General features: G+C 62.2%; 27 protein-coding genes and 1 other RNA gene. 12 read left to right on the top strand and 16 right to left on the bottom strand.

The features are described 5' to 3' along the window. Positions 1-170: 170 nt before the first annotated feature. Entirely contained in the window at positions 171-581 is a 411-nt protein-coding gene (gene fur / locus ACVOKO_RS08040; RefSeq protein ID WP_057629813.1) for a ferric iron uptake transcriptional regulator, read from the bottom strand. Between the two features lie 104 nt (positions 582-685). Here fur and ACVOKO_RS08035 point away from each other — a divergent pair, with 104 nt between their 5' ends. Beyond that, a complete protein-coding gene (locus tag ACVOKO_RS08035) occupies positions 686-1075 on the top strand; it encodes an outer membrane protein assembly factor BamE (RefSeq protein WP_346498411.1) in 390 nt (129 codons plus the stop codon). A gap of 21 nt (positions 1076-1096) precedes the next feature. On the opposite strand, the gene ACVOKO_RS08030 is transcribed toward ACVOKO_RS08035, so the two are convergent. Further along, a complete protein-coding gene (locus ACVOKO_RS08030; protein WP_346498410.1) occupies positions 1097-1354 on the bottom strand; it encodes an RnfH family protein in 258 nt (85 codons plus the stop codon). A 2-nt stretch (positions 1355-1356) separates the two neighbouring features. Next, a complete protein-coding gene (locus ACVOKO_RS08025) occupies positions 1357-1785 on the bottom strand; it encodes a type II toxin-antitoxin system RatA family toxin (protein ID WP_346498409.1) in 429 nt (142 codons plus the stop codon). 56 nt (positions 1786-1841) lie between these two features. On the opposite strand from ACVOKO_RS08025, the gene smpB reads away from it, so the two are divergent. The 3 genes from smpB (at position 1842) to ACVOKO_RS08010 (ending at position 3418) form a co-directional block, all read left to right on the top strand. Beyond that, positions 1842-2345 carry an SsrA-binding protein SmpB gene (gene smpB / locus ACVOKO_RS08020; protein ID WP_346498408.1) on the top strand — a complete coding sequence of 168 codons (504 nt, stop codon included), beginning with the start codon at positions 1842-1844 and terminating at the stop codon, positions 2343-2345. After that, complete coding sequence (locus ACVOKO_RS08015; RefSeq protein ID WP_346498407.1) at positions 2345-2764, top strand: GNAT family N-acetyltransferase; 420 nt, start codon at positions 2345-2347, stop codon at positions 2762-2764. The genes smpB and ACVOKO_RS08015 overlap by 1 nt, the downstream gene beginning before the upstream one ends. Positions 2765-2953: 189 nt before the next feature. After that, the gene (locus tag ACVOKO_RS08010) at positions 2954-3418 is read left to right on the top strand and encodes a LysR substrate-binding domain-containing protein (RefSeq protein WP_346498406.1); all 465 of its coding nucleotides are present in this window, start codon (positions 2954-2956) and stop codon (positions 3416-3418) included. 114 nt (positions 3419-3532) lie between these two features. On the opposite strand, the gene ACVOKO_RS08005 is transcribed toward ACVOKO_RS08010, so the two are convergent. Then, positions 3533-4159: a hypothetical protein gene (locus tag ACVOKO_RS08005; protein ID WP_346498405.1), complete on the bottom strand. Its 627-nt coding sequence runs from the start codon at positions 4157-4159 to the stop codon at positions 3533-3535. A 139-nt stretch (positions 4160-4298) separates the two neighbouring features. On the opposite strand from ACVOKO_RS08005, the gene ACVOKO_RS08000 reads away from it, so the two are divergent. Then, positions 4299-4655, top strand: coding sequence for a DUF6713 family protein (locus ACVOKO_RS08000; RefSeq protein ID WP_346498404.1), 357 nt, complete (start codon positions 4299-4301; stop codon positions 4653-4655). 128 nt (positions 4656-4783) lie between these two features. Here ACVOKO_RS08000 and ACVOKO_RS07995 read toward each other — a convergent pair whose 3' ends face one another. Further along, positions 4784-5416 (bottom strand): DUF6058 family natural product biosynthesis protein, encoded by a 633-nt coding sequence (locus tag ACVOKO_RS07995; protein ID WP_346498403.1) that lies wholly within the window; start codon positions 5414-5416, stop codon positions 4784-4786. A 247-nt stretch (positions 5417-5663) separates the two neighbouring features. On the opposite strand from ACVOKO_RS07995, the gene ssrA reads away from it, so the two are divergent. The 3 genes from ssrA to ACVOKO_RS07980 all read left to right on the top strand — a co-directional run bounded on the left by ssrA (position 5664) and on the right by ACVOKO_RS07980 (position 8740). Then, positions 5664-6017, top strand: a transfer-messenger RNA (tmRNA) gene (gene ssrA / locus ACVOKO_RS07990). A gap of 181 nt (positions 6018-6198) precedes the next feature. Continuing rightward, positions 6199-7395 (top strand): tyrosine-type recombinase/integrase, encoded by a 1197-nt coding sequence (locus ACVOKO_RS07985; protein WP_430980731.1) that lies wholly within the window; start codon positions 6199-6201, stop codon positions 7393-7395. Positions 7396-7684: 289 nt separating this feature from the next. After that, on the top strand, positions 7685-8740 hold the full coding sequence (locus ACVOKO_RS07980) for a ParA family protein (RefSeq protein WP_346498402.1): 1056 nt from the start codon (positions 7685-7687) through the stop codon (positions 8738-8740). A gap of 278 nt (positions 8741-9018) precedes the next feature. On the opposite strand, the gene ACVOKO_RS07975 is transcribed toward ACVOKO_RS07980, so the two are convergent. Further along, positions 9019-9330 carry a hypothetical protein gene (locus ACVOKO_RS07975; RefSeq protein ID WP_346498401.1) on the bottom strand — a complete coding sequence of 104 codons (312 nt, stop codon included), beginning with the start codon at positions 9328-9330 and terminating at the stop codon, positions 9019-9021. 271 nt (positions 9331-9601) lie between these two features. Between ACVOKO_RS07975 and ACVOKO_RS07970 the strand changes: the two genes are divergently transcribed. Next, positions 9602-9958 (top strand): hypothetical protein, encoded by a 357-nt coding sequence (locus tag ACVOKO_RS07970; protein WP_346498400.1) that lies wholly within the window; start codon positions 9602-9604, stop codon positions 9956-9958. A gap of 51 nt (positions 9959-10009) precedes the next feature. Here the strand turns inward: ACVOKO_RS07970 and ACVOKO_RS07965 are convergent, their stop codons facing one another. Next, on the bottom strand, positions 10010-10945 hold the full coding sequence (locus tag ACVOKO_RS07965) for an SOS response-associated peptidase family protein (RefSeq protein ID WP_346498399.1): 936 nt from the start codon (positions 10943-10945) through the stop codon (positions 10010-10012). A gap of 53 nt (positions 10946-10998) precedes the next feature. Here ACVOKO_RS07965 and ACVOKO_RS07960 point away from each other — a divergent pair, with 53 nt between their 5' ends. The 3 genes from ACVOKO_RS07960 (at position 10999) to ACVOKO_RS07950 (ending at position 11979) form a co-directional block, all read left to right on the top strand. Beyond that, positions 10999-11232, top strand: a complete 234-nt coding sequence (locus tag ACVOKO_RS07960; protein ID WP_346498398.1) for a hypothetical protein — start codon at positions 10999-11001, stop codon at positions 11230-11232. After that, positions 11225-11449, top strand: coding sequence for a hypothetical protein (locus ACVOKO_RS07955; protein WP_346498397.1), 225 nt, complete (start codon positions 11225-11227; stop codon positions 11447-11449). Before ACVOKO_RS07960 ends, ACVOKO_RS07955 begins: the two co-directional genes overlap by 8 nt. 275 nt (positions 11450-11724) lie before the next feature. Beyond that, complete coding sequence (locus ACVOKO_RS07950) at positions 11725-11979, top strand: hypothetical protein (RefSeq protein WP_346498396.1); 255 nt, start codon at positions 11725-11727, stop codon at positions 11977-11979. Here ACVOKO_RS07950 and ACVOKO_RS07945 read toward each other — a convergent pair. The 9 genes from ACVOKO_RS07945 to ACVOKO_RS07905 all read right to left on the bottom strand — a co-directional run bounded on the left by ACVOKO_RS07945 (position 11976) and on the right by ACVOKO_RS07905 (position 23500). Beyond that, a complete protein-coding gene (locus tag ACVOKO_RS07945; RefSeq protein WP_346498395.1) occupies positions 11976-12767 on the bottom strand; it encodes a DNA adenine methylase in 792 nt (263 codons plus the stop codon). The genes ACVOKO_RS07950 and ACVOKO_RS07945 overlap by 4 nt on opposite strands. A 304-nt stretch (positions 12768-13071) precedes the next feature. Further along, on the bottom strand, positions 13072-13956 hold the full coding sequence (locus ACVOKO_RS07940; RefSeq protein WP_346498394.1) for a hypothetical protein: 885 nt from the start codon (positions 13954-13956) through the stop codon (positions 13072-13074). 3 nt (positions 13957-13959) lie between these two features. Further along, a complete protein-coding gene (locus ACVOKO_RS07935; protein WP_346498393.1) occupies positions 13960-14841 on the bottom strand; it encodes a hypothetical protein in 882 nt (293 codons plus the stop codon). Beyond that, on the bottom strand, positions 14841-17555 hold the full coding sequence (locus ACVOKO_RS07930) for a hypothetical protein (protein WP_346498392.1): 2715 nt from the start codon (positions 17553-17555) through the stop codon (positions 14841-14843). Before ACVOKO_RS07930 ends, ACVOKO_RS07935 begins: the two co-directional genes overlap by 1 nt. Continuing rightward, complete coding sequence (locus ACVOKO_RS07925; RefSeq protein WP_346498391.1) at positions 17545-17769, bottom strand: hypothetical protein; 225 nt, start codon at positions 17767-17769, stop codon at positions 17545-17547. The genes ACVOKO_RS07930 and ACVOKO_RS07925 overlap by 11 nt, the downstream gene beginning before the upstream one ends. Next, entirely contained in the window at positions 17766-18194 is a 429-nt protein-coding gene (locus ACVOKO_RS07920; protein WP_346498390.1) for a hypothetical protein, read from the bottom strand. The genes ACVOKO_RS07925 and ACVOKO_RS07920 overlap by 4 nt, the downstream gene beginning before the upstream one ends. Further along, complete coding sequence (locus ACVOKO_RS07915) at positions 18185-19027, bottom strand: phage BR0599 family protein (RefSeq protein WP_346498389.1); 843 nt, start codon at positions 19025-19027, stop codon at positions 18185-18187. Before ACVOKO_RS07915 ends, ACVOKO_RS07920 begins: the two co-directional genes overlap by 10 nt. After that, positions 19017-20219, bottom strand: a complete 1203-nt coding sequence (locus ACVOKO_RS07910) for a hypothetical protein (RefSeq protein WP_346498388.1) — start codon at positions 20217-20219, stop codon at positions 19017-19019. Before ACVOKO_RS07910 ends, ACVOKO_RS07915 begins: the two co-directional genes overlap by 11 nt. Further along, positions 20219-23500 (bottom strand): phage tail length tape measure family protein, encoded by a 3282-nt coding sequence (locus ACVOKO_RS07905; protein ID WP_346498387.1) that lies wholly within the window; start codon positions 23498-23500, stop codon positions 20219-20221. Before ACVOKO_RS07905 ends, ACVOKO_RS07910 begins: the two co-directional genes overlap by 1 nt. Positions 23501-23512: the final 12 nt, after the last annotated feature.

The raw sequence follows: 23512 nt of genomic DNA, 5'->3' as shown, positions 1-23512 counted from the left end.
GCACTACGGTGCGGGCTGTCAGTGGCTCGAGAAAGCCCTTGCCGAGCATGGCTCGGCGCTACAGTGGGCACTTGCCATCGGTTAATACGAGGGACACAAACAAAAACACCGGCCATTGGCCGGTGTTTTTGATTCAGCAGCAACAGCCAAAGGGTCGTGCCGCCAAGGCCTTACTTACGCTTTTTACGCACGTACAAGACCAGCGAGTGTTCTTCCAGCTCAAAACCGTGCTCTGCCGCGATCTTCCGCTGCAGCTCCTCGATTTCCGGGCTTTCAAACTCGATGATCTTGCCCGAGTCCACGTCCACCATATGGTCGTGGTGGCCGCCGCGGTCCAGCTCATAAACCGCCTGGCCGCCTTCAAAGTTGTGCTTGAGCACCAGGCCCGCCGCTTCGAACTGGGTCAGCACACGGTAAACCGTGGCCAGCCCGATCTCATCACCGCAATCAAGCAGCTTGCGGTAGATGTCCTCGGCAGTGAGGTGGTGCTGATGGGGGGTGTTCTGCTCGAGCAAAGCAAGGATGCGCATCCGCGGATGCGTTACTTTCAAGCCGACTTTGCGCAGGTCATTGGATTCCATGGCCATCGTGTTCATTGGCGGTTTAACGCCAGTTATCTCCGGTCAGATCGCGCTGGGTGCCGGGGAGTGTATCATCGACCTGATTTCCTCAACCGCCCTACCTAATGCGCAACCTCCTGTTGATCGCCGTTGTCGCCCTGTCCACTACTGGCTGCGGCATCATCTACAAGCAGCCCATCTATCAGGGCAACCTGATCCGTGAACAGTCCGTGGCGCAGTTGCAGGTCGGCCAAAGCAAGCAGCAGGTCAACGCGCTGCTGGGCACGCCGTCCATCGCTGACCCGTTCCACGCCCAGCGTTGGGACTACACCGCCAGCCAGCGCGTGAACCGCCTGGGCAGGACCGAGGTGAAGAATTTCACCGTGTTCTTCGATAACGACCAGGTCACCCGCTGGGAAGGCGACTACTTCCCGACGCAGGATGCCGACCTGGCCCGCAACAGCGTGCGCCAGTTCGGCCGCAACCTGGCCAAGGACAAGAAAAAGGGCCGCTGAGCCAGCGCCCCTGCCGCAGAATCAATCGCCGCCGCGCGCCCGCCGGCGGCGATTCTCTTTGGGATCGGCCAGCAACGGACGCAGCAGCTCGATGCGATCACCGTCCAGCAGCCGCTGTTGCGGCTGCGCAAGCACACCGTGCACCGCCATTGCCACAGCATCGGCAGCGCCATCCAGCGCCGCCTGCGCTACCGCCTCGGCGACCGTGCAACCTTCCGCCAGCTCAAGCTGCCGGTGCTGGTAACGGTCCGGCCAGGCCAGCACCACGTCCACGCGCATCTTCAAGGCTCCTGATCGGCCACGCGCACGAAATCGTTGACCATGCGGTCAGCCAGGCCCTGGAAACCCAGCGCCAAGGCCGGCCCCAGCAGGCGCGAGGTCGGCTCGAACTCCAGCTCCAGGGTGACCTTGCAGGCACTTTCGGACAGGGAGTGGAACTCCCAGCGGCCATGCAGGCGCTTGAACGGGCCCTCGCGCAGCTTCATGTCGATGCTGTGCGGCCGCTGCAAGGTGTTTTCGGTCATGAACCAGGTACGGAACGAACCCAGGCCCAGATCGAGGCGGGCAACCAGTCGCTCCTCGCCCTGCTCCCGGATTTCCGCCTTGTCACACCAGCGGAACCGGCCAGGATAGGCGGCGACATCGTTGACCAGATTGAACATGCGCTCGGCGGAGTGTTCGACCAGCGCGCTGCGACGAATGGTAGTCATGGCGATACAGATACAGAAAGTGTTCGGGAAGCCCCCGAATCGGAGACAATACGGAAATGAGCACGAAACAAAGCAAGGATAAAGCAAAGAACGGGACGGCCGACAAAACCATCTCGTTGAACAAGCGCGCGCGCCACGAATTCCACCTGGAGGATCGGGTCGAAGCCGGCTTGGTGCTGCAGGGCTGGGAGGTCAAGGCCATCCGCGCCGGCCGCGGCAACATGACTGACGCCTACGCCTATGTGAAGGATGGCGAGATCTTCCTGATCGGCGCGCAGATCACCCCGTTGATCCAGGCCTCCACCCACACCGTTCCGGAAGACCGCCGCCAGCGCAAGCTGCTGCTGCACCGGCGCGAGATCGACAAGCTGATCGGCCGCGTCGAGCGTGACGGCTACACGCTGGTACCCACCGCGATGTACTGGAAAAAGAACAAGATCAAGATCGAGATCGCGCTGGCCAAGGGCAAGCAGAATCACGACAAGCGCGACACCGCCAAGGAACGCGACTGGGACCGTGAGAAGCAGCGCGCCATGCGTGCCCACAACCGCAACGCCTGATGCCTGCACAGCGCACGGTGCAGGCAGCCAGCGCGCAGGATGTGCAGGCGCTGTGCGCACAGCTGCTGGCCTTCAACCGCAAGGCCAGCGGCAATAGTTTCGATGAGCTGCCGCTGCAGCTGGTCATCCAGGGGGCAGACGCAAGGCCTTGCGCCGGCCTGTTCGGCGACATCTGCGCAGGCTGGCTCGCCATCCACGTGCTCTGGGTTGATCCCGAGCTCCGTGACCAGGGCCTGGGCGGCCAACTGCTGCTGCAGGCCGAACAACAGGCAAAGGCCGCCGGCGCACACAGCGTAGTGCTGGACACCTTCGACTGGCAGGCCGAGGGCTTTTACCTGCGCCACGGCTACGAGGTGTTCGGCCGACTCGCCGATTTCCCGCCCGGCCACCAGCGGATATATCTGCGCAAGCACCTCTAGTCGCGCAGCACGCCACATGGCGGGCAGCGCCACAGCAACGCCGGCCCAGCGCATCTGCGCATTGTGAAGTCCACAGATACGAGCAACCGCCGCATCGCCAACCCGCAAGCAACCAGCCGCTGCGGGCGTCGACTGGCCGGAACATGCTGCATGCTGCAGCCTCCGCAGCATGCGCACAGGCACTAGAACGTGTACTTCACCGTGGTGTGCAGGCGTGCCAGCTCACCTTCATCGCCGCCGGAGGTGTTGCGCTTGGCGCTCTCCGCGCTGTCGGGAAAACTGCTGATCGTCTACCCGAAGGATGTTCGACCAGGTTTCGCCGACCATGTCCTCAGCTTGCTGCATGAGACCAACGTTCAGCCCTCCGAGGTGCTGGAGGCCAAGGAACTGCAGAGCGCGCTTGGGCTGGTGGCCGCGGAGACCGGCATGTGCATCGTCCCCAGCGCTTCACGGCAGCTGCGCAGCGACATTGTCTACCGCCTCATCGAAGGGGAGCGGGCTACATCCCCGGTCATCCTCAACTACCGTCGGTCGGATGAATCCGAGTACATCCAGTTGGTCAAACAGCTCATCCAGGAGATGTATGCCGAAAACCCACCCTGGCTGGCGCATGAACACAACCTGCCAACACGACCAACGTTCCAGGACGAATGAACCAAACCGGCCCTCGACCAGTTCGCTTTCGGTTACATGCGCTGAGGTTGTGCGCGCACGCGCTGCAGCTGCCCGAGAGGGCTGTCGAGAGCAGCTTTATCCGCGCCAGATGCTTCAGCGCAACAGTTCCCGCCGCGACCGGCGGCGTTGCGTGCCGGGCGACCGCAGTGTTGCGCACAGCACGCTCAAGCTGACCACGTCCCTCAATTCGGCAACTTTGCGGTCATCCCCCGCCAGCCACCGGCGTGCATCTTCGGCAGCCTCCGGCGGCAACAAGGCCAGGATCGCGGCATCATCCAGGTCATTGGCCTGCAGCTGCAATTCCTGCGCAAGCTGCAACAGCCGCACGGTGTAAATCAACACCTGCGCCAAGGCAAAGGCCATTGCCACCAAGGCCACCCGTTCCACACCCGCCGGCGCCAACCCGGACCAGGGCGACTGCAACAGCAGCAACAACGTCACCGCCGCCAGGTAGATGCCCAACCAGCGCCGCCGCATCGAGCGCATCCGCCCCACCATTCCGGCACAGAACAGCAGCATCAACGGCGCCACCTGCGGCCAATGACCCCGCCCAGCCAAGACCGCAATCAGCACCACCATCAGCAACACCGCATAGACCAGCGCAGGCGCCAAGGCCCGCCGCCGGAACCCAGCCCCTACATCGCCCGCCAATGATTGCAGGCTGCGCACATCGCGCTGCTGCATGACCGCCCTCACTTCACCAAACGTCCAGGCACTCATGCTCAGGCGTCAAACGTCGCAGAAAGGTCGGTGCGGCGTTAACTCCCACGCACGACCCGCCGCACAAGGACTTGCTGCCTCGGCAGCCATCGAAGGGATAGTTGACTAGACTAGCGGCCTGATCTGGAGCTCATTCACGATGGATCGCTGGTACACCGCAACGCTGCTGTCCTTGATTGCCCATCAGATCGACGCTGCCTTCTGGCATGAGTGGGAAATGTTCCGGGTTCCCGGCGGCATCCAGGGCTTTCTGGTATTCAACGCTGTGGCGGTCGGCATACTGCTGCACGGCTATCAACACGTTGTGCTGCGCACGCCGAACGCAAGGCGTTACGCCCTGCTCTGCGGAGGCATGGGCGTCCTTACCGCCCTGCTGCATGCTGGCTTCGCCTTGGCAGGCCGCCAGGAATTCCATCTGCCGCTGTCAATCGCGACCATCATCGCCTGCCTGATGACCGGCTCAATGCTCGTATTCAAGGCCTTGAAGTCGCGCTGATTCCGCGCCCGCGTTCCTCCACGTCAACGGCCTGCTCATCGCTATAAGCCTGCAGCAGGCGGTTGATCTGCAAGCGTGCCCGGGCAGTTGCGAATACGCTGCCGATCCAGCGTCGAACGCCGGAAGCGTCAGTCGCTGGCCAGAAGCACCCGGAAATCGTCAACCAGGCGCTTCCGGCTGCTGCGGTCGTACTCGGCGGGTGAAAAAGGCATCGCAGCGTTGGCGTAGTCATCGACCAGCTTCAACAACTCACTTCGCCTGATACCCGCAGGTTCGGTTTCGGTTCCGTTGCGGGTAAGCGCTACAAGCTTGTCCTGGAGAAATTCCTTTTTAGCGATGCCCGCACCGCTGGACGGGGCCGCGACACACAGGCCAAACGTGCCATTGAAAAAGTGCGGCAGCAGACTCGCTACCTTCGCCTCCACCGCGGACACCTCCAGGCCGCAGCTCCTCAGGTGCCGCTCAAGCTCTCCCGCGAGCACGGTGCTCACCGCGTCGCGCTCTTCGCCGGGCGCCGCCTGATCGGCAATCAAGGCCCATCGAGCGCATTCCGGCCTGAAAAATTCCCCTTCAATCGGCTCGCTGATCGCTGTCTCGCCGAATGCTGCCGAGCGGATCACACCATTGCTGCAGGTGTAGGACGCCGCCGGTACGGCCTGGGCCGCCAGCAGCGCATCAAGGCGGGCAGACGAAATGTTGGCGAGCGAGGCGAAGGTGGGTTTATCAACGAAATGACTGCTCAAATACGCTTCCAGCGTCACGGGGTGCTCCTAAGATATCGGTGCTACGAATGAAGCGGGCATTCTGCTTCATCCAGCCGACCTGCCGCAGGCTCGCAGAGCAGAACGTTGAGCACCGGGACCGCAAGCCTTCCATCGACAGAGTCGGATGCGCGCTTATCACGTGACTGTTCAGGTTCTTTGCCGTAGCATCCTCCCTGTCAGCGAGGTTTCTGCTCTGTTTGGTCGGCACGAAAGGATCAGAACCTTTACAAATCAACGCTTAACCGGGGGTGCACTGGTTTCGACGGGGGTTGTGAAGTCGCTTGGCGCATGCCGAGGGGGTAGCTTTCCTCGTAAATCCAGCTGCAAAACTCTAGTTGCCAACGACGACAACTACGCTCTCGCCGCTTAAGGCGTAAGCCCCGAACCCACTTGTGCCCGTGCTCGTGGATGTAGGGTCATTATCACGGAACCGGCTGTGACGGCTGCCTGTCAGTCACGGCTTAACCAAAACAGGCTGGTCCTGGGGTGCGCTTTGCACACCGTGCTGCCACAGGGCGAGATCCAACGGTGAGCTAAGCATGTAGTGCCGGGGATGGAGTGCCTTCGGACGGCGGTTCAATTCCGCCCACCTCCACCAATGAAGTGGCCGTCAAGGCCCGAAACAGGCCGGAAACCCAACAACAACAAGGGTTTCCGGCCTTTTTTGTTTCCGCGCCTGTGCGCCGTTGTGCGTTTCAGTCTGTGCGACGGTGGGGGTACAACATGGGGTATCTGGGGGTTACCCCGGAGTCGATACCCCCAAGACCGCCCGAGTCCACATGCCCCTGTCCGATCTCGCAATTCGCCGCGCCAAGCCCGGTGACAAACCCCTGAAGCTCTCTGACGGTGGCGGCTTGTACTTGCTGCTTCAGCCGACCGGTGCCCGTTACTGGCGCTGGAAGTACCGCGTAGCCGGCAAGGAGAAGCTGCTTGCCCTGGGCATCTACCCCGATGTCCCGCTTGCCCTCGCCCGGCAGCGTCGTGAGGATGCTCGCCAGCTGCTGGCCAGAGGCGTCGATCCCGGGGAGCACAAGAAGGCAGCAGCCGCTGCACGCGCCGAGCTGGGCGCCAATACTTTCGAGGTAATCGCCCGGGAATGGCTGACCAAACGTGACTGGGTGGATAGCTACCGGATCAAGGTCGCGGCATGGCTCGACAACGACGTCTTCCCCTGGATCGGCAGCAGGCCGGCGGCAGAGCTGGAGGCCACCGACTTCCTGGCCGTTGCCCGGCGAGTCGAGGGCCGCGGCGCCATCGAGTCCGCCCACCGCATCATGCAGAACTGTGGCCAGGTCATGCGGTACGCCATCGCCACCGGCAGAGCCAAGCGAAACCCGGTCGCCGACCTACGTGGCGCCCTCGCCTCGCCGCCTGACAATTCATTCGCTGCGGTTACCGACCCGGACGAGCTGGCGCCATTGCTCCGGGCGATGCACAGCTACAGCGGGACGATGGTTGTACGCTGCGCTCTGCAGATGGCACCGATGGTCTTCCTGCGCCCTGGGGAGCTGCGGCAGGCCGAATGGGCAGAGTTCGATCTGGATGGAAAGACTTGGACCATCCCGGCATCGCGCATGAAGATGCGCCGGCCCCACTTGGTGCCGCTTTCCGAGCAGGTGCTGGCAGTGCTGGGAGAGATCAAGCCGCTCACGGGCCGGGGGCGCTACGTGTTCCCGTCTGCCCGGTCACGCGACAGGCCGATGTCCGAGAACGCCGTCACCGCGGCGCTGCGCCGCATGGGTTACGAGACCGGCACTGTCACCGGCCATGGGTTCCGGGCGACGGCGCGCACCATTTTGGACGAGGTGCTGGGCTTCCGGCCGGACATCATCGAGCACCAGCTGGCGCATGAGGTCCGGGACCCGAACGGCCGATCCTACAACCGGACATCACACCTGCCGGAACGCAGGAAGATGATGCAGGAATGGGCTGATTATCTGGACAAGCTGCGGGCTCAGCCGGCCAAGTCTATATAGTCGCCCTCCCACCGAGCTGCCATCGCCTCGAACTTGGCGGCCTCCCGACGCAGCTTGTCGGCGCCGGTGCTGCTCCTGTGCCTCGATCGCCAATCGCCGGACGCTGCTGCGTCCACCTGCCGGGCCTGGTCCCACAGTGATGCCGCCCGCTTTCGTGCCCACTGGGCCTTCCTGCTTGTCGTCGTCATGGAGCCAATATTGAGGCCGGTCAATCGCACCGATCGCGACGCACTCAAGCATCCGTGAATAGTCCTGATTCGACTTGCACGCGTCCATAACGGACAGTACTATGTCCAAACACGACACTTTGGGAGGTTGCGCGATGGATTTTAAATACGCGTTTTGGAACAACAAGGGCGGCACGGGGAAGACCAGCTTGGCGTTTCAGGCGATCACTCGCTATGCAGCCGTCAATCCTGGAAAGCGGGTCCTTGTCCTTGACATGTGCCCTCAGGCAAATCTTTCAGAGTTGCTTTTGGGTGGGCTTAATAATAGGGGCAGCGAGAAATTACTCGGACAGCAAGGGTTGGTTCCCCGCTGCAGCATTGGCGGTTACTTTCAAATGCGTCTGCCGTCCCCATACTCGCCACCTACATTCAACTCTCACGACTTCATTACCAACCCTGCCAGGTTCAACGCTGGGATCCCGCACAACATCGACCTCGTGTGCGGCGACCCACTGTTGGAATTGCAGTCCAACGCCGTTAATACTTTGGCGAACAACAACATTCCGGGCACCAATGCATGGATTGCCGTCATTGACTGGCTGAGTGACTTCCTCAAGCAACTCGAGTCCGAATACGACACCGTCTTCATCGACTGCAATCCCAGTTTTTCTTTGTACACACAGATTGCACTAGCGACTTCAGATCGAATTGTTCTTCCTGTGATGGCGGACGATTCCTCGCGCCGGGCAATTCAGAACGCGTTTTCACTTGTCTACGGGCTCAAGCTTCCATCGGAGATTTACTCCGCATACGCATTCGCGACAAAGCTGAAAGCTGCTGAGCGTGCGCTTCCAAAAGTTCACCTCATCGCGAAGAATCGGCTTACTCAGTATATGGGACCTGCCTCAGCCTATGTGGCGGTTCTCCGTTCGATTGAGCAGGACGTGGGGGCGCTCATGGTGACGAATCCAGAGCTCTTCACGTTCACGGGCATCAACGATGCTTTCGTGGAAGTACGGGACTTTCAGACGACTGGTGTTGTTGCGTTCGCCAAAGGACTGCCCTTCCACTCAGTAACGGTCGGAAAGCAAACCATCAATGGGCATCGCGTTGAGGTTAAGTCGGCGTACCTCAATGATGCCAGGGACGCAATTGAGAAATTGGCCGCGCGCCTGTAACCATCGATCGCTCCAGTCGAAGTCTCGTAGATGCGTTACGCCCAGAACCCGCAGCTTGCGTGACGGAGCAAGGATGTGGGACCTGCGGGTGACGATCACGCTGCTGGGAACGACCAAGAGGTGGCTGGGTGACGCATCGTGATCAGCTGGGCTCACGAGTCACGAAGTGATGGGTCCGCACGAAGCTATTAACTGCCGAGCCAAGCTCGGCAGTCCCCGCTGGAATAGATCGAGGAATAATTTGCAGTCCGGAATGTCGTTCGACTGCAGTGCCGAGCTTACCTCGGCACCCTCACCTCAGCCGCGGGCTGCTTGCTGATCAGTGCCTGCAGCACCATCTTCTCCCGCGATCGACGGCGAGGCTTCACCGGCCTGCTCGGCAAGTCATCGCCCCGCGCAGCGATCCAGCGCTCTACCCACATCTTGCCCTGGCGGTAGGAGCCGGCATTGAACCAGAAGGACCGGCCCTGCCAGTTGAGGGTGCCGGCCACCCTGCCCGCCTCCAGCTTCAGGACCGCCACGGTCGCGTAGTTGAAGCACAGGTAGCAGGTGTCGGGGTTATCGAGCCAGTTGTAGGGGGTCGGGAGCATCGAGTTAGCGTGTAGCCAACTGCTCTCAAATCGTGCGATCAGCCGGCTTCTGTACACGGACATCTAGGCCACTCCAGATGCGTCTCCGACTACACTTACCCCTCACTTACGACAAGGGGTGGGCAGATTGAAGTTGTACCGAGGGATTACCTCCGCCTCCTTCAATGATGGGTCCGGGATTTCGAGGAAGGGACCGGCGAGGACGGGGCAGGTCTACGCCAGCGACGACACGATAGGAGCAGGAGCCACCGACATCTATGTTTCAGAATGCGTGCAAAATGCTCTGACCCTTACTGCAGTCGATAGCCGCCAATATCCGCATTCATGGCTCAGTTTCAGCCTCTCAAGGGAGGTGGCGATCTGGTTTGCGGGCCAGAAAGGGACGCTGGTTGAAACAGACACTGTCTTGCTTGCCGAGTGCGGAATCGAGTTTCGTGAAAATTCGACAAGGGTTCCCTGGGAGCAAGAAGTGAGTATCGATCTATCGTCTCACGAAAAGCTGCCGCTCGGCACGATTACCTCCTTCACCGAGATAGATCAAAGCGAGTTCCGGCGCGCGGTGGCGCGGCTTTGGGCGGAGCATCCTGAAATCCGACTATTTGAAGACGTCCTGCTCTCTCCTGACTGAGAGTGCTCGTTTCGAATAGCAAAAGGACCACAGCACTGGGTTGAGAAGTATTTAAGCCGCGATCTTGTGCTCGTAGAACGGGTGCCGCTTGTCATCGAAGATCGCGTACAGGGCCTGCAGGTTCGCGGGGTCCGGGTTGAGCCAGGCCTCGATGTGCTCAGGCTTGATGTTGATGATGGTCCGGTCATGGCCGGCGGCGGCCACCTCGGGCTCCGGCTCGTCGGTGATTGCCGCGAAACTCAGCAGATCCGGCTCCTGGCCCTTCGGGTCAGTCCAGTGTGACCACAAGCAGGCCACCAGCATCAGCTCGCCATTGCGAGGGGTGAACTGGACCACCCTGTTCTTGCCGTCTTCGCCCTCCACGTTCTCGTAGAAGGTGTCGACCAGTAGCAGGCCATGCGTGTGGCCGAACTCCCCCTTCCAGAAGCCCTCCAGCTTGTCGCGCCGGGCGTTGTAGGTGCCCGGGTACTTCTCATCGTAGAACGCTGGCTTCCCAGCGGGACGACACTGGTACCGCATCGGCTTCACAACCATCTTGCCGCCCTCGCTGACCAGCACCGGACAGTAGTACCCAGGGAACATGCGGGAATCCCGGGCTTCAAGGTTTGCGCGCTTCAGGTCGGCAATCCTGCGCTTAGTCTGCTCGATCTTGTTGCCGGCGATCCGCTGCTCGTTCGCCGCGGTCTTCGTGGGCTTGGTGGCCAGCTTCTGCTCGGCAGTGGCCAGACGCTCGGCCTGCCTGGCCAACTCCGTCTCAAGCTGTGCGACTTCCTCGTTGTCCCATTCCCGAATCTCGGCAGCAATAGCGCCCACGCTCGAGTCACCGGGCCGGAGGAACGACAGATCCAGCGCCCTGGGCGTCTTCGGTCGGCGGGTCTTGTTGTTGTCGCGCAGCCAAAGCTGAGCAAACAGCCCCAAGTCCACCACTGCACCGAATTCGCGTACGAACTTCTTGTAGTCGGCTTCGATCTGAGCTGAATAGCACACGCGTCACCTCCGTTTGACCGGAGCATAACGCCCACCAGCTTTAGGATTTGTCCATGGACGCCAAATTGACCCGCGCCGAGCTGAACCACCGCCTGGACGACCTCAAGGCCCGGGCAGCCACGATCGCCAAGTCCAGCCCCGAAGGTGAGCAGGCCGAAGAGGTCGCCGGGGAAGCCGAGGTTATCGAGCAGTACGTGGCCCCGGCCGACTGGATCTACTTTCACCAGCGCGTGGAGAAGATCATCCGGGATGCAGGCATGGTTGAGCCGGGAGTTGACGATGAATGATCAGCAAAGGGCCGACTACGAGCTGGCGTTCAATGAGATCCGGCACGCGCTGCAGCAGCACGGCGAGTGTGAGCAGTTCTGGGAAGTCTGCGACGACGTAGAAGAGCGCCTGATCGACCAATACCCCGAAGACGAGACGGCGATCATTGAGCTGGTGGCCACATGGCTAGTGAAGCTTGGCGTGTATCCAGAGGGCAGCTTGCAGGGGTTCATCTAGCCCTATAGGACTGCAGCTCATCCCGCAGCTCACAGGACAGAAGGCGGTTGTGGGGACGCATAGCATCGGCGGCCACGATGCCGTGCAGCATCAGGTCGACGGCAACCCTCCAGGGAAGAGTGCGAATTCGGATGTCCATTGTGGCTGGGCTGTTCATTGCATGTGCCGCCAATGGGTTGAAGAAGCCTCATTGGGTGCAGACAAAGAAAATAACTTAGGTCTATAGAACCGGGACGTAGATATGGACGCACCAACCGCATCCACGAGGCACGCCCGTGATCCACAACCAAGCCCCGGTACTTGTTGCCCATGCCGCACTGCAGTCCGCCTACCGCGCGTGGCTGGACTGCATGGATCTGCAGGATGATTACGACAGCGCGGAAAGAGAGTACGGCATCGCGCACCCACTCTCCGCCTCGGAAGGACTGAAGGCTCAACAGGGGCGCGATGTATTGAATCGCGCCCTAGACCTTCTGCTTCGGGATGCGACCCAGCGCAATGCCATCAACCTTTCTGAGTGGGCGCGCTAGATCAGCCTCGCCTGGCTGTCGTTCCAGCTCTTGATGATCAACTCCCCGGCTGCCGTGTCGCGGCCCTCTTTGCCCAAGGTATAGCGCAGTTGCAGGGGTACAAAGTCGAAACCGGCGAAGACCCGGCGGATCTCTGGGTGATCGTTGATCGAAAGCACTACCTTGCCCTTGGCCTGCCGCATCCAATCGGCCATCCGCTCGTACTCAGCGAAGGGGAATTCCACGCCGTAGCCTTCCGTTTCCCAGTACGGCGGGTCCCAGTAGTGCAGCGTCGCCTGCCGGTCATAGCGCTCGACGACCTCGTGCCATGGGCCATGCTCGACGATGACGTTGGCCAGCCGCAGGTGGACGGCACTCAGCTCCTCCTCGATGCGCAGCAAGTTGAGCCGCGGGCCACTGCCACTGGCAACGTAGCCGAAGCTCTGGCCTTGCACTTTGCCGCCGAAGGCCAGCTTCTGCAGGTAGTAGAACCGGGCGGCCCGCTGGATGTCGGTCAGGGTCTCCGGCCGCTCCATTTGGGCCCATTCGAACATCTGCCGGCTCACCAGCGACCAGCGGAACTGGCGGATGAACTCATCGAGGTGGTGTCGAATGCACCGGTATAGCCGCACCAGCTCTCCGTTGATGTCGTTGATGACCTCCACAGGGGCGGGATAGGGGCGCATCAGCAACGCGGCCGCGCCACCGGCGAACGCTTCGACGTAGCACTCATGGACCGGGAAGTGGGGATACAGGTGTTTGATCAGCCGGCGCTTGCCGCCGGGCCAAGGGATTGCAGGATTGGGCATGTCTCACCTTTTGCGATGTTGATCGCCGAGACTTGCCGCGCTCTCGAGAGCAACAGGGCCTCGGCCAAAGCCACCTGGTGAGATCAGGTGTGTTGCAGCGGCGGTCTGGCACTTGCCGGTGTCGGGCCGCCGCCCTGTCTTTTCAGCCCGTGAGGCTGACTACTACGTGGGTCTGGGGGGCTGTGTTGCCTTGAGGTGGCGAAAGGTCAATTGCCTGGACGGATGCTAGTGCCTCGACCGAGCCGTCTTCCCCAAGCACGGAGATTGTCTGCGTATCGAAGCCGCTGATCGGGTCTGCCATGCGTCACTCCTCCCATAGGACTGCAGTGTGGGTCGTGGGTGACGTGCCGGCGGTGCACCCAAAAGCACCCCCGAGGCCGATGTAGGTCCGGGGCACGGTGCCCACTAGGGTTGCCTCAAATGTCTGACCCTCGGTGACTTCGCCCGCGATGTTCGAGGCCGTGCCGACCAAAGGACGCCACTTCGGCAGCGGCACGAAATGCAATGGCAATTGCGGAGACAACCCTACCTTCGAATCGTTCACCGCGAATGGAACAAAGCCCAATGCGCCGCCGGTCGTGAGCGAGAACGACGGGAGGTACCGGGCAACAACGGATTGAGGAGCCAGGGCGCGCTGGCCGTTGGCCGAGGGCCCGACCACAACGACCCCTTCGGCCGTAGCGGCCCCCGTATTGTCGTTGACGCGCTCCACGATCCAGTCGCAGCAGCCGGTATAGGCTGCGGGGTAATACCCGAGCCCGAATGAGATGGCGAAAAAGCCTGCAGAATGGGTGGCATAGCACGTTGTCGAGGCAGTGCTCGAGGCCGTACCAGGCACTGACGAGATCACGGCGGTGGACGTAGCCGCAACGAGGTTGCCGGCCCCATCGGTCTCTTTGCCGATCTGTAGCGTCGTTGCATAACGGTTCGTGCTCGCACCGACTCCAAACTGAAACTTCAAAAATACGGGGGCAGCGGACTGCAGAGGGTCGTTAAAACGCCAGACGCTGTAGCCCGCGAAGGTCGCGACCGAGGGGAGAGCTACGGTTGCAGAGTTGATCTGCCCGGTGTCGGTCGTGCGTACCAGCCCGCAGGCGGCGAGCAGGCTCTCAACCTCAGACACGAAGGCTCGGAAGTTCGCATCCGAAGCCGTGGAGTTGAGCGTGATGGTTCGAATAACGCGGGGCACGAGTTAGCTCCTGAATCCAGTGAGGGTCAGCGTCGCGGCTTTGATGCCGACGCAGGCAGTGCAGACGAACTGGAGGGTGTCGCCGGCGGCGATGTCCACGTCCCACAGTGAAAGGTCCGACACGATGCCCTTATCGACGTTCGAAAGCGTAGGTGGTGAGCCGCCACAGATGCTGTTGAGGGACGTCGGGGGGTATGTGGCAAACGACGTCTTGCGAATGTCGATCTGGACCGTGCCCACCCGGTCTGCGATCAGCGCGGCGCCGGTAACCGTGAACCCGAATGGCACATACAGGGACTGAGCTGCGCCCACTTCGATGACACCGGCCCCGCCACTAAAGCTGGCGGTAGGGAAGCAATGCGAGGACGGTCCCGGCACGCCGGCGTCCCCCTTCTCACCCGGAGTGCCTGGCGAGCCCTGCAGGTTGCCAACCACCGACCACGCGCCCGCCGCTTTCGCATAGACGTCATTCGTGGTGGTGCGCAAGTAGTAGTCGCCGTTTGCGCCCAGGGAGCTCGCCGGCACGGCGGTGCCACGCAACCAAGCGCTGCCGGAAGTGCCGTTCGCGCCCTTCAGCGGCACACCGACAGGCCATGCACCAGCTGCTTTCGGACCGTAGAGCATTGGGGCCGTCGAGCTCGGCCAGATCGCATAGTCCCCGTCTTGCCCTTGGCCCGCGGTCGGCGCGGCGGAGACGGTAATGATCGTGCTGCCGCCCGAGAAGTATGGAAGGTCGTTGTAGCGCGTCACGCCATCGCCGAGCTTCATCTTCAGCGTGTCAGTCTCGATGACAAGCTCTCGCCGCAGCGGCACTTCATTGAGCGCAGCCACGGCGGCTTCGGCGCCACCGCGCACCAGGAACCGGTAAGAAATCACCTCTGCCATCAGGTGATCTCCCCGGCATCGATGATCACTTCCGGCCGCGTCCAGGTCGGCGCCAGGATCTCGGCTCCGGTCGGCGGGCTTGGCCCCAGTGTCAGGTCGACCTGCGCACGGAAGACCTGCAGGCTGGGACCAGCATCGTTCAGCGAGTACAGCTCGATGACGTAGGCCCCAGCAGCCGGTAGCCTGATCGTCGCAGTTGTGCCGGCGACGTCCTCGCGCGAAGTGACAGGTACAAGATCGCCGGTCAGAACGCGAACGCCGAACCGGGTCAGCGGCGCCGGGGTGATCGATGGCATCAGGGCGTCGAACAGCTGATCAGCCTGGGCGTCCCGATCCCGGGATGCCCAGGTCACCACGATGTTTCCTGTCACTGCCACAGGCGCGGCAGGGTACAGCGTTCCGTTCACAGCGCATCGCGCGGGTGGGTACGGGCGCCCCACGCGACCGACGATGGGCACCGTGATCGTCAGCGCGCTTGCAGTATCCAGGATCTGCGTGCCGGTCGACGTCAGCAGCTTCACCCGCACGGACTCACCCGACGCGTACTCGACCAGGTCGGAAACCCCAGCGTCGTCGTAGAACCACACCTGGCTGCCAGCGGCATGCTCGGCCGGCATCGTGTCCGCACACCCACGCCCCAGCGTGATCACCCCGGCATCCGTATCCACGGCATCGACCCGTACGATCTCGCCGCCCCAGAGAGCCGCGGAGCCCACAGCGATGGTATCGGCATGGGTGATCGACGTCACCGGGATGGACTGCTCGAGACGGCCGATGACGGCGGTCAGCGGATCGCCAGCGACGAAGGCCACCGGGCACCATTCGCCGACGCCGTCCTGGGCGTAGGCGCCTGTCACGTCCGCGACAGCAAGCACGAAGTTCCGCCCACCATCTGCGGGCTGATCTGCCGCCGCGATCATGTAGCCCGCGTCGGCCGCGAGCACGTCTAAGTTCGCGCGGTCGATCCGCTGCACAAGCTCGATGTAGGGCGCTTCAAACGCAACCTGTTGGGTGATCGGGTGCGCAGTCGGATCCGGGCGCGTATCAACCCCCGGCTCAACCTCAACAAATGCGCTGGCCGGCAGGCTATAGGTGTCCTCCGAGGCCACCAGCTTCACGCCGCCGCTCTTGAGCGTTCCGCTTTGCTTCTCCCCGAGCAGGCAAACCATCTCCGCGATGCGCCGCTTCGGCGACTTCAGCCGGAAGTACTGGTTCGGCCGGATCGCGCGTACAGCATCAGGGATCACGACGAGCTCTTGGGCCCTGGTCGGTGTTGCCCCCAGCCTCACGTCACGCTCTGCGAGCCGCGTCGCAAGCTCAGCTGTGGGAGCCTCCGGATACTCAACATCCTGGTGGATCAGGCCGAAGGCATCGATCAACGCCAGAACTTGTGCCGGCGGCGTGTTGATCGACTCCTTTTTGTTGGGGTCGAAGTACTTAACGCTGATGCTGTTCACGGCGCCATCAAGGATCGACGGCTGCATCTTGAAGTCCAGGATGTCGTCATCGCCGATGATGGGCAGGTCTTCGAGCACATACTCCCCACGGGCAAGGTCGAGGTAGTACTGGCCGTCGACCAGGCTGCGGCTGACGCTGCCGCCGATCAGCTTGCAGATGCGCTGTTCGAACTCTTCGACGCTCTCCGAAGATGGCGCATATTCCGTCGTGATACCGAAGCCTTCCGAGTAGAGGCGGTCGGCCGCTGCACGGAAACTAGCGTCGTTCATGTTCGCCAACGGCTCCCTGCCGATCTCGCCATGCGTGCGCACGTAGTACAGGGCATGTGCTGGGTTCATGCCATACAGCCGGCTGTCGGGTACCGCCGGGATGTATAGCTGAAGTAGGTTATGGAAGCTGTTCCCGGCACCGGCAGGCCGGACCGTGTACTGGGTGCATTCAAGTGCGCGCGGGATGTAAGAGAGAGTCACGACCCGGGAGGTCGTGTTCCCGGCGTGATACGGCGCCTGCAGATCCGTCCGGTTGATCGCTTCGAGGACGGCATTGAGCCCCGACTTCATCGAAGCCTCGCCGACCCACTCCGTGTCATAGATTACGTCCTGCGTGTCCTGGTCGCGCACAATTGCGCGCCGCGGCAGGTTTGCGGCCAGCCAAGCGTTATCCCACTCCAGAACAAAGAGCATGCTCTTTGAAAGCCGGGCCTGCGCGCCAGCAGTCCAACTGAGCGAAGATTGGATGGAAGTTGCCATCCGACCTTCCGTCACACCACCGAAATGGTTGAAGCCGGCGATTAGGTCCGGCTCAACACCGGGCGTACCGGCCATGCGGATCGCGGCTTTTTCTGGATACCAGCATTCACCATCCCACCCGGAGAGAATTTTCCGGATCTTGTGACTGCCCTTCTGAGGGTATGGGTTCATCGCACCCCATTTGCCTTCAAAAGCATAGGTAGCGACGCCGCGCCACGCTGGTTGTTGGGGGCCGAAGATCCGCGCCAGCCGTGCGCTGGGCTGCTGGTCGGCTTCGCCAAACATCAGGTCAATCTCGCCCACGATACCGCCCTGGTCTTTCTCGCCCCCCCACAGATTCGGGGCATTGATTCGTATCGTTTGGCTATGCGTGGCCACGCCGCTCCAGGCGGTCTTATCGCCGCCGCGCAGCTCCAGGTACGCATCGATCGGACCGATCCCCAGCCCTCCATGAATGCCGAGCTCGTACCAATAACCAACCGTGACCTTTTTCGATTTACCGCCCACTGACACACTCCCTTGCCCAGTTCACCAGCGCCTGCGCCATCGCATCCCCCGTCCCTTCCAGTTGTGCTGCTGGAATTCCCTCTCGTATGAACCGGCTCCAGTCCAGCCGGTGCTGCAGGAAGAAGGAATGCGCTCCACGGCGACAGAAGCCACCCCGGGCGCTGAAGCCCGGAATGGTGCGCAAATGAGCAAGCGTGACGATCAGTTCGCTCACTTCTTGCCTCCCTTCGTTTTGATCGGCTTTGTTCCGGTCACCCGCCATGCCTGGAAGAACTCATCGCTCACCCAGCAGTCCCCGAAGTGATGTTTCACGTCTGCGCCGTCTTCTACGGTCGGGGCGTCACCGGCAACGGGCTTCGGCTTCTCGGACTTGGGCCGCATCGCATACGAAATAGCTGCGGATACGACGAGGATGATCAGCTGCACGACCCACCAATAGACGGCCTTCGCAGGCTCTCCAGCAGGTGGCGGCACAAGACTGGCGACGGCGAGCCGGATCAGCTGCAGGATGACCACAAAGACCGCGAAACAGAACGTAGCCACCTTCGCAGCGCCACCCCGGGGGGTATCGAGCCAGAAGTACCTTGCTCGCCATGCATAGATGTTCGCTCGGTGGCGAATGTGTCGAATCAGCCCCATGACATCGACACTCCGTCCAAGGGATTCTTCACAGGCTTGTAGATGCTGCCGCCATAGTTGAGGGTGTTGTCACGGGCGAGGCATGCCGACCATGTACGCGGGCACGTCGGCCAGGAGCTGACGACCGCACCCACCGCAAGCCCGTCGGCCCCGAACATCAATGCAACCGTGTCACCTGCGTGACCGGTGATCGAGCGCCGCTCGATAATGCCGTTGGGTCGCGCCCAGGTGATGTAGCCCCCTCCCAAGGGGAACGGAGCGGATGCGAACTCCGCCACGGTGATGCCGGCGGTGGTGACCGAGGTCACCACACCGTTGACTTCGTACAGCGCTGCATCGAGGTTGCAGCCCCGAATGCCAGTGGAGTAAGGCGTCTTCCCGCAGGTGCGCTGCCACTTCATCCCTTGGCCGCGCGCACGGCCGAGCCCATTGGTCGGCTCACAAAGGAGCTCGAGCTCGGTGTCGGTGAACTTCGGCTGCGTTACTTCGCCCATCCACTCGACCGTCGGTGCATTGCCTTCGCCGGCGTCGTAGCCCAGGCAGACAACAGTGACCGGATCTGATGGGATGGTCGGGAACCAGTTGTCACCAAGGGGCTGCGTCGACGGATATTCCAAAGCCGATGGGTCGAGTAGGTACGCACATTTGATGCTGAGCTTGTCTTTCGCGCGCTCGGCGGTCTGCTTGATGTCGCCTCGCTCAATCTGGGCTGACGTGTAGACCTTCCCATCAACCACAAGGGCGCGGTCGGCCGTGCAGTACCGCCAGACCAGGTTCTGCCGCGAGAACACGAACAGATGGACGCGCTTGCGGCCGAAGCGGTTAGGCTGCATCGGGAACAACCTCCGACCACCCAGTTGTGACTGTGGCAACGCCATCTGCATCCGTGATGTGCTGCAGCTCGATGTCGTCGCTGGCAAGTGTGCACAGCGCAAGGAACGAGATCATGCGGATCCTTGCCGCCGGGATCGCGGTGTTGGCCAGCGGCTGGTCCAGCATCAGCGTCTCGACGGCGCTGGCAGCTGTGGCGTCAATGATCCGGCGGTACAACACGGTGCCATCCTGCAGCTCGATGCGCAGGTCACGGCGATTGGGGCGGCCGAGGCCATAGAGCGTATAGCCCGCCCACTCGACCTGCAGCGTGGTGCTGTTGGACGGCACACTGAAGAGCGGCTTCAGGTCCGCTGCCCAGCTCGGCACCCATACTGGATTCCCGCGCCCCTCCAGCGTATAGAGCAGCGAGCGGAACCATGTGTGCTCATCACGGCCGAATAGCTTCCAGTGGCTCTGCTGCGTGCGCAGCGCCAGTTTGCTGATGTCGTGGACGAAAGGCTGTGCGCTCCCATAGTCCACACTCTTCAGCAACCGCTCCAGCGTGCTGGCAGGGTCGGTGCTTTCATCCGGCCGGACGGTGAGCACGGGGTGCCCCAGGTACAGCGTTGATGCAGTCAGCGACGGCCATTCGCTAGCCCCACGGATGTTGAACGTGAGCGTCCGGCGGCTGACGTCGTCGCTCAGGTGTGTCTCCTCCGCATCACCCTGCAGTCGGGCAAGGCGCAGCGGGTACAGACGGGCGCCTGCTGCTACGGCTGCGGACACAGGGGCCGTGAGCTGCAGCTGGCTGCCCGTCACGCTGGCGACGTCCACCGCTTCCCACGTTGTGACATCGGTGTATAGCAATGCCTGGCCGCCGGCAACGAAGTCCCGGCCGGCGGTGTCGCAAGCGATGTTCACATCACCAGCGGTCACTGTGGCGGGCAGGCACTGCACGTCCGGCCAGACCGGCAGCAGCCACTGCCCGCTGTGCCCGGCTAGCAGCATCGCTGCCACGCGCTTCTCCCGTGCCCCAGCGAGGATGCGGAAGGAGAGTGAGCGGCGAGGCCCAAGCCGCAGGCCGGTATGCACGCTCAATGCCGTAGCATCACCACGCAGCACCTCCGTCGACCAAGACAGCGTTTCCTGGACGCCTTCGCTCCAGTCGGGTGCCACGGGCCAGATGGGCGGCTTGTTGGCGGCAAAGCCCATCAGGTATTCCACTCGGCACGGATGGCCTGGCCGTTCTGACTAGCGACGTTGACTATCTGCTTTTCCGTCGCTGGGTGATTTGCAACAGCCTGCGCAAGTGCGTCCAAGTCAAAGAGGTTGTACAAGCGCAGCGCGGCCGAACCCCCAGCCTGCGCAGCACGTGTGGCTGATGTGTTGACCCTGCTCCAGTTCGGGCCGGCGACGGAATCGTTGGCTGCAATGCGACCCCCATCGGCAAACTGTTGCCAGTCATACAGCGCAGACATCCCGCGCTGGTTGAAGTCGTCCAGAAACGCGTAGGCACCCGGCTCACGTGCCGAGGCGGCGCGCACCATGAATTCATCATTCGATGCCCATATCGGCACATCGTCACTGGTGCCGGTACCGGAACCACGAATTCGGCCGCCAGTGGCGTACTCGGCCGCGGAGAGCAGGGAAGCAATGGTTGCACCTTGCGCGAATGCTGCAGCGATCGCCGGGATGTTCTGCGGCCAACCTTGCTTGCTGGCCTCGGCGACGTTCTGCGCCAGCGCGACCGCAGCCTGCGCGACGGCAAAGCCCTTTGAAATTGCGAAGAGCACGCGGTACGTGCGACTCTGCTCGCCAGCATGGCTCTTGGCCATTTCAGCAAGACTGCCGAATGCATCCGCGGCCCCAGCCAGCATCACCTGGTGGCGTGCACTCTCAATGCGCGCGAGCGCATCTTCGTGCTGCTGCTTCAGCGCTTGTTCCTGCTGGTTCCACATTTCATCCGAGATCTTCTTCTCGGCGCGGAACTTGTTATTCAGATCCAGCTGGGTCTGGTACCAGGCTTCCAGTTCGGCCTGGGCGTCGCTGATCTTGTTGAGCTCTCCGAATGGCCCAGCAATCTCCGGGCTGATGCCCTGAAAGGTCGGCGCCTTCGTGAAGGATCCGGTGAATATCTTCTGCAGGGTCTCGTCGTAGACAGCCTGATCCGCGATGCCGGCCTTGATGGCTGCGTTCAGCACGTTGATCTGGTCGATCGCCTTGTCCAGCGCTGCCTCTGCGGGTGTGCGGAGGGCATCGGTCAGCTGCTCATAGCTCCGCCCGGTCTCTTCGATGAGCTTGCGATTCTTCTCCGCTTCTTCGCGCCGCGCACGCTCGCTGTCGAGCAGCTGCGATTGATCCACCAGCTGTTGCTTTACAGCCTCGCTGGCGTTGCGATATGCACCCTGCTCCACCTCGTAGCGGATCCGCGCGAATTCGCTGGTACGCTGCTGCCCCTCGCCCAGGTCAGCCAGCAGCGCAACTTGCCGCTCAAGATTGTCGATCTCGCGCAGCGCGGCATCATCTGGCCCAGCTTGTTTTGCCGTGGAAGTCCCGCTTTTCGGCTTTCCACCATCGGTTTCCTTCTCAATGGCCGCCTTGAGCTTCTCATACGAGCCATCGAACAGGCGCTTGTCCGAAGGGTTCGCCACCGCAATCTGGTTGTACTTCTCGACCAGTTCATTGAGCCGTTGCTGACGCTCGACCTTCTTGTCGATACGCGCCATGTCCCGGTCGACGGATGCCGCTGCGCGCACCGCCTGGTCTTGCACCCGCAGTTCCTCAGCTTTGGCCGCGGCTGCCTCATCCTGCAAGCCCTTGCGTTCCCGCCACTGCGCGATGTTCTGCTGCTCCAGCGCGATGCGACTGCGCAGCTGCTGTTCGGCCCGCGCAGCCTCTGCTTTGTCTATGCCCCCGATCGCAAGGCGGCGCTGCACGTCCAGCCGCTGGTCATTCAACATCAGGATGCCGCGCTGGCCAGCAGCAATGCGGGCTTCGGCATCGTCCCGACCTATGTCCTTGACCTGTTGCCACACGCTGCGCACGGAGTCCCGCACGTCGTACCACGCCCGCTCCAGGGAACCGGCGTTGGCACGCATCTCAGCAACACGCGTTGCGGTAGCAGCCGCCAGTGCATCGGTTGCTACGCGGGTAGCCTCCTGTGCCCTACCCTGATCTTCCAGCGACTTGACGTTCTCGTACACCTCGAGCGTGAGGAACCGATAGCGCTCGTTGAGCTTCAGCAACCCCTCGGTCGGAGCATCTGCCAGCGTCAGCACTTCGGCCGTGGTCTGCTCGATGCTGCGCCCCGTCAACTCGGCTAGATTCACGGCCGCCGCGCCCGACGCCTCCAGTGCATCAGAAACTACTTTGCCCGATCCAGCCAAGGCCTCCAGCGCAGCTTGGGCATTGCCGTAGTTGCCGGTCGCGCCCCCAATTTCGTTGCGCATGCCGGCCAAGGCGCTGCTGGTCACTCCAGCGCTGTAGCCGGTGGAGATGAGCGCGGAGTCGAATGCACGCATCTCGATGTAGTTGCTCACGACTGCTGCAGTGAGGCCACCAACAGTGGCCAACACCCCGGCGATAGCAAGCCCAGCACCCGACACGAGGCCGCCCATCAGGCCGGCCTCGTTGCCCATCTGCATGATCTGGCTGCCGGCAAGCTGCCACTGTCCGCTCACGGCGTAGCTGACCATCTGCGAAAGGTTGCGCTGCGCGCTGGCCGATTCCAGATTGAGCCCCGCCATCGCAGACGCTGCCTGCCGTGCGCCATCACGCACGGCCAGCAGCTTGGCACGCTCGTTGCCAATCGCGGCCATCGCACGGTTGTATTGCTCGCGCGAGATGCGGCCTGCGTCAACCGCCGCTTTCAGCTGTGCCTCGTCCTTGACCAGGCGCTGCAGGCCTGCTGTGGCCTTGTCATAGCGGGATACGGTGGCCTGCAGTGTCTTGCCACTCTTCTCCGCCTCGCGGTCGAGCTTGACCTGCTCTTCGTTGAGCCTGGACAGCGCCTCATCGTACTGATCGGTAGTGACCAGCCCCTTGCGCATTGCCACATCGAGCGCGGCTTCAGTGTCGGCCAGATCATCGGCGCTGCTGGCCCCTCGTGCGAGCCGAGCTTCGAGTTGACCGATCAGCGCAATTTCCGCCGCAACGTTCTGCTGCGTAGTGCGACTGGCAGCGGCAAGGGACTGGTAAGCCGTGGCCTGTTGCTGCAATGCCCCGGCTACGCCCGACTGCGCGGGTACAGCGCTGGCTTGCTCTGCGTCCAGGAGCGCGCGCGCGCCCTCCAGCTCGGCGAGCGACTTCTGCACCATGTCGCGGATGCGATCGGTGCCGGAGCCGGATCGGCTGCTCTGAGCCAGCTTGTCATTGGCACCCACTGCCGCATCACCCAGCGCACCCAGATCCCTGGAGGTCCCGGTGATTTCACGACGGGCGGAATCAAAGTCCGCCCGTGCGCGCATTGTCAGCTCAAAGTCGCGGTTTGCCACGTTGCGATTTCC

The organism is Stenotrophomonas sp. STEN240, assembly GCF_056756175.1.
The sequence above is the reverse complement of the archived record's forward strand: the minus strand, read 5'-3'. Positions and strand labels throughout refer to the sequence as shown.